Raw genomic sequence first — 11,966 nt, forward strand, 5'->3', positions numbered from 1 at the left:
AAAAATGAGCAGGTGGGATACTAAATCCCCTGCTCATTTCAACGATGGACGCCTGTCTTAATTAGCTGTCGGTTCGGTTCCCCAAACAAGTACACCATTATGATACAACGTAGCCTTCGTATGATCGGCATATGAAGTTTGCGTGCCTTTATACGAGTAATCGTCACTTTCGTTGTAGTTCGACCAGTCTGTTTTATGAATACGAGTTTGAATTCCGCCCGTGCTTCCTCCAGAGGCTAACACGCCTGCATCCGAGTTGAAGCTGACTTCCAAATAATAATCAGCGCCAGTTACGGCTTTATCCATTTTAACCAGTTTACCATTCAGCTTCGAGCAGCTCAGCACCGCATAGTCGCAGTTAAATGTCTGCTCACGGTCACCGTCGATCGTGTAGTAGTAGCGAATTTTCAACTCGTTGATCGGTACGGAGATTGTACCTTTGTTTACAATTTGGAAATGCGGGTTCAAGTGATTGTCGTTCACATTTGTATCCGCTGTGCGATACTGGAGCACCAATCCCGTTGTCGGCTGCTGAGTATCCGCTTTCGGCGCTGCGCTAGCCGTGTTCGAAACCGTTTGACCTGCATCGTTCTTCGCTACGACTTGGTAATAGTACGTCGTGTCTGCTGTTACGGCTGTGTCGGTGTAGCTGCTTCCGTATACATCGCTCGCTACTGTGGCGAAAGCGCCGTTTTCAACCGTCGAACGCTTCACTTCATAGCTTGCTGCATTCGCTGATGCTGTCCAGCTCAGCTTTACTTTCGCCGTTTCGCCCGCTGCGTTCAGCGTGAAGCTGCCCGGTACTGACGGTTGCTCGGTAATGCCATACGTTTTTAAGTTAGTCGGGAGCTTTTCAAGCGTAATGACGTTCGGATGATTATACACTTTTTTCAGATGCTCAAGACTGTTTTGTTTGCCGTCTCTCAAGAAATCCCCATACCATGTAGCGAACCAGCTCCAATGGGCTTGATACGCCTTCATCAGATCAGGGTCCGGGATAGGCCCGTTTTCGCTCATGGCAACTAGCTTTTTGTCCTTGCCCAATGTAACAAGGTCTTCATATTTTGCAATTTGCGGGCTGTAGTCGCCTGCTTGCGGATAAGAGTCGAAGCTCAAAATATCCACATACTCATCTCCCGGATACCAGTCGGGAGCAACAGAGTTCCAGACCCAGATCAGATTGTTCAATTTGTGCACATTAGTCAAACGGTCGTGCATCAAAATATACAATTTTTTAACAGGCTCAGGACCTTTAGCGCCCCACCAGAACCATTTGCCCTCCGCTTCGTGCAAAGGACGGAACAGAACAGGAACTTTCGCATCCTGCAACTTCTTCAATTGCCCTGCAATCACATCGATGTCGCGAATAAGCAATTTATAATCTTCGGACTCTGGATGATTCATTGCATATTCTATATCGAATGTAGTCGAATCGGCATAGAAGCCTCTCCACCATTCTTTTCCCTGCGTATCGATCAGACCTTTCGGCGCGTTCCAGTGCCATGCAAAGGTAACGATGCCCCCTTGCTTATCCCATTCAATCGCCTTTTCCGTCTCTGTGGAACTAAGACCGTGTTCCGCTCTGCTTGGGGAATAGTCAATCAGGTCAAGTGCCGCAATAGCCGGCTTTTTACCTACATTCGCTTGAAGCCAATCAATTTCGGGCATATCCTCTTGACCGGAAAGCATATTCTTCCCGTATTGATCAACCAGATAGTTCATCAATGCTCTTGCTTCTACCGTCGCATTCGGATTGGTGAGCGTTTTGGTTACTGCATGTGGTGGGCGGTCAGTAGCAGGCTCCAGCTTGACATAGTCGATATCATACCAGCCCCAGCCTGTTTCAAAACCGATCGTATTCGCCCCTGCATTCAACAGAACCTTACCACCGGACGTTTCTTTAAAATCAGCCGTTTTCCAAAGTACCAGCTCTCCAGACGCTTTGCCATTTAAAGAGAAATTCGTGCGTTTGTCATCATGAGGAGAACGGTATCCGATTGTAAGATTGTACAAGCCTGCCGTGGGAGCCTGGATCGTCATCGTCAGGGAATCCCCTGCATTGTGGAAATTAGTTACATAACCAGTACCGGAGAAGCCGGTCCCACTGGATTCCACAACGGTCCCCTTCAGCGTGCCATCTTCCGCTTCATAGCGATCCGGACCGTCTACAGGCGCCCGCGGAACCGCTTTCAAGACATTGGATGCGCTCGTTCCTGCCTTTGTTTTTGCGGTTATTTTATAATAATAAGAAGTGCCGTTCGTTACGTTCGTATCCGTATAAGACGTTTCGACCAAGTTGGATGCTACAGCAGCAAAAGGACCGTTTTCATACGTTGCCCGCTGTACGCTGTAACCTACAACTCCGCTGGAAGCGTCCCAGGATAAATCGACTTTCCCATCGCCAGCCTCAGCCCTCAGCGCAAAGCTTTCAGGATTTTCTACAGGCGTATCATTGCCGGCAGTCAACACGATGTGATAAGCCGTCAAAGGCGGTACTGTATAGGTAAAGCGGTTGCCTGAAATTTGCGTGATTGGCGCTGCTTCCTTAATTTGCGAGCTATTTTTGTCGAAACCCCATACTTTACCGGAACCGTAAGTCGTCTCGCCGGAAAGATCAAATTGGGCGTCGAATGCACTGTCCATGCTTTTATTCATGACAACGAGGTGCAGTTCTTTGTAGGATGCATCCGTTACGGAAGCATGTACCGAGCTATTAACAATATCCGACGTTTGTGCATGAACGCTGATATCACCGAAAGTAGAGCTTTTTCCGTCATAATTGCGGTAAAGCTTGTAAGCGGCACTAACGTAGTTGTTGGCACCATCCTTCAACTTCCAGTAGTTTGCCATATAGACGTCGTTTTTGCCCAAGATGCCCAGCACATCAGTCATAGCGATACCGCCGGAAATATCATTTTCGCCACCATAGCTATACTCAGTCAAAGCCAGCTTGGTTCCCGGGTAATACTGATTCACCGACTGCTTTAATCGAGGCAGTAAAGGCAAGAATTCACTGTTCCATTGAGCAATCCAGCTATCTTCCTTGTAGGTCGGGTCCCACAAGGTACGAGGCGCCTGCATTCTGGCTTTCTTCGTTTCGTCATTGCCTACCTCATTCGTAATTCGTATGCCTCCGCCCATCGCTTCAGGATACCAGTGTACATCGAAGACATCCAGCAATCTCTTGCCTTCGGCTTGCGAGCTGAGGCGCATTTGATCGAGGTAATAGTCCACGAACCAGCTGTAGTTGCCTTTTACAGAGTTCCAATCAGGTGCAGTTTGAAGATCTTTATAGGCGCCAAAACCGTAAAGAACGGGCCCAAAAATTTCCGCACCCGCGTCAACCGCCTTAACGGCTTTGGATAAACTTACCGACCGGTCTACCAACTCTTTCGCTCCGACCTTTTCACCATGAATGCGCGGATGCGTATGCGACCAGAGAGCGGGTTCATTGTCGAGCGCATATCCTTTCACGCCCGTTTTTGTTGAAGCAACGCCGTACTTTTTCACTAAAAAGTTGACGAATTCATCCGCATAAACCTGATTGTCATTCAGATCAGGCTGTAGTTGGAACGGCGCATTTTTAGCGTTTACGACCTGATTCCAACGAGCAGAAGGGGCCTTTTCACTTTCCTGCACACTTCCATTTCCATCTTTCGCCACATAACCGGCCATCGGCAGTGTGACTAAAGAATATGTGCCCTGCTTCAGCGATTGATCGTGAAACGAGGTTGCTACCGCACCTGGCTTTTCACATTCGGCTTTTGTCAATCCGGCGTTGTCGCATAAATAGCTATCGCTGGACTGCATCCAGTCGCTTCCTGCATTGGACATATTGTTTTCCCAGTTATATCCGGTCATTCGATTGCCACCAAGTCGTCTGGCAGTCAGATTCTCATCGCCTGCCAACTCCTGATTCGTACCGTAAATATAAGGGCTAATAGGCTTACGATCCTTGGATGTATCGACTTTAATGGTAACAGTCTTTGCCGTTTGACCGTGAACTACAGTTGGAGTCGGTAGAGCACCCCCTACTATAATCGTGCATGCCATGACGACAGGCAGCCATTTGGAACGTTTGGACCAAATACTACTACTATTTTTCGCCTTCATGCCGTTTTCCTCCCTTCAATTTAAAAAGAGCGGCACCCATACGAATGCCCCTCCTTGAGGCTTTAAGGCCCCTTCCCTGTCCCCAACGAGCTTATCGTTCCGTTGCAGCGTCATATCCCTGCTTGAAATGTTCCAGCCGAAGACAACACCTTCTTTCTTTGAAACTGGATTTATAATATTACCTTAACACAAAGGTATATTGACATTTTTAACTATTATTTTAATTAGCTAGTATTAATTTCTTAAATAACCATATAGCTTGAGTATCCCAATAGCTCTTGCTCATCCACACTCGTCTTCCCTAGCGCACTTTATCCTTTTGAATAAGCTTATAATAGATGCGTGCAGGCTCTGATTCTCCAGTGGATAAAATGTATTCTGCCAAAGGTGCGCACAGCTTTTGGAGATAGAAGGAGTATAGCAGCTCGGCCGTGTCAAAATGAATTTTCAACACTTGCTTCATCAAGCCTTCGAATTTGGAGTAATCCAGTTCTTCCGGGGTAATATCAAACGGGTATTCAGGAAAGGTTTTTTTCTGAATTTCAACAAACTGCTCCCTAAGCTTCGGTTGATTGCCTGAACGGGCAGCCGAGAAATTCATCATAAAAAAAGATACAAAATCCGTCTCACGGTCACTTAACTCATAGTACTCACACCAACGCATGAATATCAGCGGTTTTACCATATATAAATCTCCTTTAACAAAAGTTCAGATTTATCATGAATCTTACAAAAATCTAGCGGGTTCCATCTTATGTAATATATAGGTTAAGCCCCATTTTAAAATATGATTCCTTAAATGAATTTTGCTTTTTAACATATCCCCTTCTTATATATCCATAAAAGTGCACAACAAAAAAAGACTGTTTCAGCATCTCAATGACGCTGACCAAGTCTTCTCATAATTATCCGTATATTCACATTCGTATTTATTCTAATCCTCTACATAGCTGCAAAGTTACAGGCTGCAAGTGAACACATAAGCGGGAGGGACATTGCAGTTTACCTTTTTAATCTGAATGTCAGCAAAAAAGGTGCGAAAAAAATTGTGTTTGACCTTGCTGTACTGGAACGTAATAAATTTGCCTTCCTGGCCCAAAACCTCAGCCGTTTGTCCCAAAATGAGGCTGGATAATGCAGCGGGCAAGCTGGTGAAAGGGAGCCCTGACACGACATAATCCACTTTTGGGACCTCATACTGTCGTATATACTGCGCTACATGCTCAGCCGATCCATGAATAATGTGTACCCTCTCCAGGTGTCCGTACTTGCTTTGTAGCGTTTTGTAAAACGATTCATTAGCTTCAATCACTAAAAGTAGCGTTTCTGGACGCTTGTTCAAAATAAGCTCTTGCGTAAACACACCGGTTCCTGCACCATATTCAATAATGCACGATGCTTTGTCAAAGTAAATCGGTGTGGCAATTTGTTTGGCCAACTGTCTTGAACTGGGTATAACAGCGCCTACGCTACGTGGATGCCTGATGTACTCTCGAATAAAGTGAATCGCGTTCATCTTTTTCTCTCCCTGCTTGACACACATGATAGGCATTCGGTTCATCAACACTTCTTATTACATATTCATTGTATACCGATCAGAATATTGATTTCAAGCAGGCTACTGTCGGCATATAAAAAGAGCGTAGCCTTATTCGACTCTAATCAAATAATGACTACCCTCTTGTTGTAACATCTATTTGTCCATGGTATCCAAATGTGCATCCTCTGCCTGCGATGCCTGTCCAGCTTTACGTCGTCGTGCGCCTATGTGCATGGCAACAATCCGATAGATGGAGGCTGGCTGTATGGATACGGCCCAGCTCGCGTCTGCATCCGGTGCAAGCACGACCCCTAGCTGGTGATGATCGCCATCGTACATGCCTCGCTGCACAAACTTGCTCTCGCCCTGCAGATTGCGTACCTCCAGCTTACAAAAAGCAGAGTTGATTCGCAAGGCCTGGTGTAACTCGGCACGGGTATTCACAACAACCCCATTCACGCGGTAAATGGCCTCGCCCGGCAGTATGCCCATGGCTGTCGCTGGACTGTCTGGCAGCACAGCGAGAACACGCATCCCTTGCTCCGGATGGACAAACATCGGGCTAAGACGACTTTCCTCTATATTACCATACCAGATCAGCGCCTCATGAGCCAGAAAGGAGAATAACGCTGCGAGCAATATCAGCGGACTCCACCATGCAGCCAGCAAGCTCAGCAGAAGTAAAGCCACACTATACAGGAGCAAACGGTTCGAAGTAAGTACCGCCTTCTGTCGTGGTAGCTGGCCTAGCGTCACGCTGCTGAAGCCCATCAGGACTGGCAAGGCTGCCAGCATATACCCGGTTCCGGCATCGCCGCCGAACAAAGGTGTCCAGGGAAGCGTGAATCCTCCCTGAGTCGGTACCAACAACAACAACGGAATGGGCCAGAGGTCTTCCATACGATAACCGCCAACCAATCTTCCCCGTTTGCCCTCGACAAACAGCGGAGTGGCCGCCTTCCCCCCTTGCCAGCGAACCAACAGCGCCTCAGCCACATGCAGCACGGCGACCAACACCAACAGTGCTGGAATATCCAATCCGCGGATGGCTGCTACTGATGTTCCAAGCGCTCCTCCAGGTTGCCAGCCACTGGCCACGTTTAAGAAAAACTGAACCACACCTAGCAGACCTACCGAATAAGCGAGACACAGGTAACGGACGCGTACCAGCATGAGCAGTAATGTCGCTACCCACAGGCACACGATGGAAGCCGAGTTCAGATGCACACTGACGAACATTCCCAGAGCAGATAGCGCCATTCCAGCAAGCAAACCACTCCATACGACACGCCAGGTCTCTGCAGCCCAGCTATGCATTTTGGTATGAAATAGCTTGCGCTCCAGCAGCATTTGCCGACGATAACCAAGTGCTACAATGAGTATTGAGATATAATAAAACGGCTGCAAAAGCAGGTACAAGCAAGCATTCAAGACGCTCCATCCCCATTGTAATGCCCATTCCAAGTCCATTCACACTCCTTATGCCCCTGGCCCGCTGTATAGCGGATCACGTACATTTCATATCCATTTATTCTATATGAAATTGCCAACGTAGGGAAGACAAACCGACAGACTGCAAATAAATCCCAATATAAAAGGAGGCTGTTTCCAGCCCCCTTGTTGTAGCCTCACTATTATTTCGCTGCGCTTGTCTTCATTTCCTTCCGAATCTCTTCAATCCCCTGCTTGAGTTGATTATCATTTTTCGGATCACGAATTTTCTCAATCAGCTTGGCTTCCATCGCTGCTGCTGTCTTCGCATCAATGATGCCGCTAGCCGTCAGCTTCGCTTGTTTTTGGAAAGCAATAACAGAGCTTTCAGTTACTTTGTCAAAATAGCCATCCTCGCGACCTGGTTTGTATCCCAAGCCTTGCAGAATGATTTGTGCATTTTTCACATCACTGCTATTCATATTGTATTTCAAGGACTTTTCCTTGTTCAACGGTGCTGCTGTGAAGTATTCAGGCTGTTCCACCGCAATATTCGGCTTAATCCCTTTTTTATGAATCCACGTTCCATTTGGCGTTAACCATTTGGCAATCGTGATTTTGAGCAGGCTACCGTCACCCATTTGCTTGTCATAGCTGGTTTGTACAGTACCTTTACCAAAGGAATTTTCCCCGATCAACACAGCACCTGCTGATTGCTGGAGAGCACCTGCCAGAATTTCGGACGCACTTGCGCTGCCTTTATTCATTAGCAAAGTCACTGGATAGTTCTTACGTGATCCTTTGGATTTCTCTTCTTCACGCTTCTGATTCTTGTCTTCCACTTGTACAATCGTTTTGCCAGAAGGTACAAATTGCTGTGCAATATCAATGACCACGGAAAGCACGCCGCCCGGGTTATTACGCACGTCAATGACGAGCCCTTTAAGCCCTTGTTTTTCGAGCTTCGCTAACTCTTCCTTGAAACGTTCTGCTGTATTCAAGGAGAACTGGGTGATCGTGATGACGCCTACACCGTCGCTTTCCATATGAGCCGTTACAGTTTCCATATCAATGTTGTCACGGGTAATCGTGTATTCGAGCGGATCAGGAGAGCCACTGCGCTGAATTTTGACTTTTGCCTGACTGCCTTTAGGTCCACGGATTTTGGAAACGGCCTTGTTTAGATCCAATCCGTCCAGTGTTTCACCATTAACAGACAAAATAATATCCTTAGAGCGTAATCCTGCCTTTTCAGCCGGGGAGCCTTTAATTGGCGTGACTACAACTACTTTCCCGTTTTCGGCAGCTACTTCGGCTCCGATCCCAGTAAAAGAACCTTCAATGGATTGCTCGAATTGTTGGGCAGTTTCTTTACCCATATAAGAGGAATACGGGTCGCCGAGCGACTCCATCATACCATTGATGGCGCCATCCACCAGCTTGGTACGATCCACATCCTGATAATATTGTCCCTGAATCAGGTCCATCGCCGTCTCAATTTTGCGGATATCACTTCTGGAGGTAGAACTGCTACCTGTCACACTCGCCAGCAGTCCTTCGCCCAGAGCGCTGTTCCCTACTGTAGTCGTTCCAGTATAGGCAAAAGTGAGCAGACTGCCGCCAAGCAGCCCGATCACCATCAAGAGTATCGCTGTACTTTTTTTCAACATCTAATCGTCCACCGCCTTCTCATTATCTTGTATCCTATTGCCTTACAACGCATATCCATCCACGAAGTATACGTCTAGCTTGTACGGAATATGTTAATTGTATCCTACTCCGTGTCTCAATGCACATGTTCTTCATCGGATATTAACCATTACAGCAAAGCCCTATCTACAACCGTAATGGCTATAAATAGGGCTTACCTTATCTACTATAAATAGTTCATCGGATTTACAGGTTTGTTATTTTCGCGCACCTCAAAATGACAGTGAGGTCCTGTGGAATTGCCCGTCGAACCAACTTCTGCAATTTTTTGACCACGTTTCACAGTCTGCCCGGTATGAACCACCGTACCGCCATTGCGAATGTGTCCGTATAGGGTCCATAGCCCGTCTCCATGGTCAATCACAACCGTATTTCCATAGCCACTCCACCATTCGGCAACAATGACAACACCATCTTCGGCTGCATGAATATCGGTTCCCTGAGGAGCCGCCATATCAACACCTGTGTGGCCTTTAAGCTTGCCAGTAATCGGATGTACCCGCATGCCAAAAGTAGATGAAAGTCGGTAATGGGATACAGGTAAAGCCAACGTGCCTGATCCACCCGTATACGTACTGGCTGCCGCATGGCTGGAATTCGAGGCGGCACCTGAGGATGAAGATGCATATCGTTTGGCTTCAGCCGCACGTGCAGCCGCTCTAGCGCGTGCTGCTTTGGCAGCCTGCTCCGCTCTAAGCTTGTTCTTCTCCTGCACCAGACCCACACGTTTGTTAGCGAGTGCTACCAGCATGTCATTTTGCTCTTCGCTGATTTCATCTGACTCAGCAATATCATGATCGTAATTGGAAATCAGTCTTTGTTTCTCTTTTTCCTTCGAATTCAGTTCTGCTTTGGCGTCCTGCTTGAGCGCATAGAGCTTCTTGGCATTTTTATATTCCGTGTCCAGCTGTTTCTTCTTGCTTACGACCAATGCCTTGTCCTTTTTATGCTCGTCCAACAGGATTTGATCCTGCTCCACGATCGTTTTCAAGGAATCTACCCGGCTGAGAAAGTCACTAAAACTGGACGAAGACATAAGCACGTCCATATATGAGACGGTTCCATCCGTATACATCAAACGCACACGAGTTTCCAGCATTTTTTCCCGTGACTGGATACGATCAATGGCCTCAGCTAAATCTTTTTTAGTCGCACGTAGATTATCTTCCGTTTGATCAATCTGAACCGCAACACGAGTCAGCTGATCACTGACGCTGTTAATCTGAGCAAGCACAATTTTCAGGTTTTGCACGGTTTTATTTTTGTAATGTTGAGCATACTGTTTATCTTGAGCAGCCTTTTCCTGTTGTTGCTTGGCAGATTGGGCCTGCTTTTCCAATTGGTTCAGCTGCGAATTGATTTCACTCATGCTTTTGGCATATCCGTCAGAAGGCTGGATTAGCAATGCGGCTACCAAGGTAGCGGCCAACACAGATCCTGTTTTTTTCAACTTGCACTCCCCATCCTTTATCGCAAAATAACACCGGGCTTCCCCGTTCTAATTGATACCGACCACGACGTCCAGCCAACGCTTCTTTATACTTTTAAGAACTTGCGCATGGACAGGGTACTGCCAACAATTCCGACCAGCATACCCAAAATAATCAGCAAAGCACTCAACTGAATCCAAATGCCTTCAAGTGGCATAAGCTTCAACATATTCAGAGCTATATCGCCCTGAACGGCGGTCAGCAAACGCTGATAGCCAGTAAATAAAATACCTACAGTAATAAGGGAACCAATAAGACCAATAAGCGCGCCTTCGATAAAAAACGGCCAGCGTATAAAAAAGTTGGTCGCACCGACCAGCTTCATAATGCCAATCTCTCTGCGTCGTGCCAATATGGTCACTCGAATCGTATTCGAGATAAGGAACATGGACATGATCGCCAGTCCGGCGACGAATATAAAGCCTACATTACGAATAAGCTTCGTAATTGTAAAGAGTGTCTCTACGGTGCCTTTTCCATAACGAACCTTTAAAATCGGCTTCTCTGGATGCAACGTATTCAGCTTCTCAATCTTTTCGGCCACAAATGGAACCGTTGTTGGTTCAATAACTTCTACTACAATTTTGTCCGGTAACGGATTGCTGTCCTTATCAAAACCCTCCAGCAGCTCCTTGCCGCTGTCTCCCAGATCTTTGCGCAGCTCCTCCAAACCCTGAGCTTTAGTCACAAAGGTCGTTTTGCTGATTTCCGGCATCGCCGCAATTTCCTTTTGCAGTGTTTCGCGCATGTTCTGCTCTACATTTAGCTCCAGAAATACGTTAACCTCCACCTGACTATCTGCCTGATCAGCCAGGGAATTGACATTGAGCACCAGCATGATAAATACGCCCAATATAAGTAATGACACAATAATCGAGGTGACGGATGCCACGGACATCCAGCCATTGCGGAATATGTTTTTGAAACCTTCCCGCACATGACGTAAGAAGGTGTTAAAAGTCATATCCGTACTCCCCTCTTACCTGATCCCTTACGATGTTGCCATTTTCAATGGCAATTACACGTTTACGCATGGAGTTCACGATGTCCTTATTGTGGGTCGCCATTACAATAGTCGTGCCCCGAAAATTAATTTCGTCCAGCAACTGCATGATCTCCCACGATGTTTCGGGGTCCAGATTACCCGTAGGTTCATCGGCAATGATCACGGAAGGATTGTTCACGATCGCCCGTGCAATTGCTACACGCTGTTGCTCCCCACCGGAAAGTTGGGCAGGCTCACGATTCATTTTTGTTTTCAAGCCAACCAGTTCAAGCACTTCTGGTACCCGTTTGCGAATCAGCTTCTTAGGAGCTTCAATAACTTCCATAGCAAAAGCCACATTCTCATAAGCCGTCAAACGCGGCAAAAGGCGGAAATCCTGAAAAATGACTCCGATGTTACGACGAACGTAGGGAATTTTACGCTGCTTGAGCTTCCCGATATTAAAACCATTGACTGAAATTTGCCCCTTGGTAGGTACTTCTTCTCTATAAATAAGCTTCATAAAAGTCGATTTCCCCGCTCCAGACGGGCCGACTACGTATACAAATTCATTACGGTCAATTCTGACCGATACTCCTTGAAGTGCGTGGGTTCCGTTAGTATAGGTCTTCCACACATCCTGCATTTCAATCACTCGATCACTTCCCGCTGCTTAATCATATTACGCATAACCTAA

Annotated in this window: 8 protein-coding genes; all 8 read right to left on the minus strand. The window is 46.8% G+C overall.

Annotated features, from left to right (window positions below):
* Positions 1 to 57: 57 nt before the first annotated feature.
* The 8 genes from JOE49_RS02945 to ftsE all read right to left on the minus strand — a co-directional run bounded on the left by JOE49_RS02945 (position 58) and on the right by ftsE (position 11,924).
* Positions 58 to 4,113 (minus strand): glycosyl hydrolase, encoded by a 4,056-nt coding sequence (locus tag JOE49_RS02945; RefSeq protein ID WP_209940527.1) that lies wholly within the window; start codon positions 4,111 to 4,113, stop codon positions 58 to 60.
* Positions 4,114 to 4,414: 301 nt separating this feature from the next.
* Positions 4,415 to 4,798, minus strand: coding sequence for a hypothetical protein (locus tag JOE49_RS02950; RefSeq protein ID WP_023990615.1), 384 nt, complete (start codon positions 4,796 to 4,798; stop codon positions 4,415 to 4,417).
* Positions 4,799 to 5,071: 273 nt separating this feature from the next.
* Positions 5,072 to 5,629, minus strand: coding sequence for a class I SAM-dependent methyltransferase (locus JOE49_RS02955; protein WP_023990616.1), 558 nt, complete (start codon positions 5,627 to 5,629; stop codon positions 5,072 to 5,074).
* A gap of 177 nt (positions 5,630 to 5,806) precedes the next feature.
* Positions 5,807 to 7,123, minus strand: a complete 1,317-nt coding sequence (locus tag JOE49_RS02960) for a PDZ domain-containing protein (RefSeq protein WP_209940528.1) — start codon at positions 7,121 to 7,123, stop codon at positions 5,807 to 5,809.
* A gap of 164 nt (positions 7,124 to 7,287) precedes the next feature.
* Complete coding sequence (locus tag JOE49_RS02965) at positions 7,288 to 8,754, minus strand: S41 family peptidase (protein ID WP_023990618.1); 1,467 nt, start codon at positions 8,752 to 8,754, stop codon at positions 7,288 to 7,290.
* Between the two features lie 206 nt (positions 8,755 to 8,960).
* Entirely contained in the window at positions 8,961 to 10,244 is a 1,284-nt protein-coding gene (locus JOE49_RS02970) for a M23 family metallopeptidase (protein ID WP_209940529.1), read from the minus strand.
* 86 nt (positions 10,245 to 10,330) lie between these two features.
* Entirely contained in the window at positions 10,331 to 11,248 is a 918-nt protein-coding gene (gene ftsX / locus JOE49_RS02975) for a permease-like cell division protein FtsX (RefSeq protein ID WP_013312238.1), read from the minus strand.
* Positions 11,238 to 11,924, minus strand: coding sequence for a cell division ATP-binding protein FtsE (gene ftsE / locus JOE49_RS02980; protein WP_023990620.1), 687 nt, complete (start codon positions 11,922 to 11,924; stop codon positions 11,238 to 11,240). The genes ftsX and ftsE overlap by 11 nt, the downstream gene beginning before the upstream one ends.
* Between the last annotated feature and the right edge of the window lie 42 nt (positions 11,925 to 11,966).

The organism is Paenibacillus sp. PvR133, assembly GCF_017833155.1.
Lineage (GTDB): Bacteria > Bacillota > Bacilli > Paenibacillales > Paenibacillaceae > Paenibacillus > Paenibacillus polymyxa_B.

Coding starts and splice junctions, on each gene's coding strand:
- JOE49_RS02945 (WP_209940527.1), bottom strand. CDS start 4,113: ATGAAGGCGAAAAATAGTAGTAGTATTTGGTCCAAACGTTCCAAATGG.
- JOE49_RS02950 (WP_023990615.1), bottom strand. CDS start 4,798: ATGGTAAAACCGCTGATATTCATGCGTTGGTGTGAGTACTATGAGTTA.
- JOE49_RS02955 (WP_023990616.1), bottom strand. CDS start 5,629: ATGAACGCGATTCACTTTATTCGAGAGTACATCAGGCATCCACGTAGC.
- JOE49_RS02960 (WP_209940528.1), bottom strand. CDS start 7,123: ATGGACTTGGAATGGGCATTACAATGGGGATGGAGCGTCTTGAATGCT.
- JOE49_RS02965 (WP_023990618.1), bottom strand. CDS start 8,754: ATGTTGAAAAAAAGTACAGCGATACTCTTGATGGTGATCGGGCTGCTT.
- ftsX (WP_013312238.1), bottom strand. CDS start 11,248: ATGACTTTTAACACCTTCTTACGTCATGTGCGGGAAGGTTTCAAAAAC.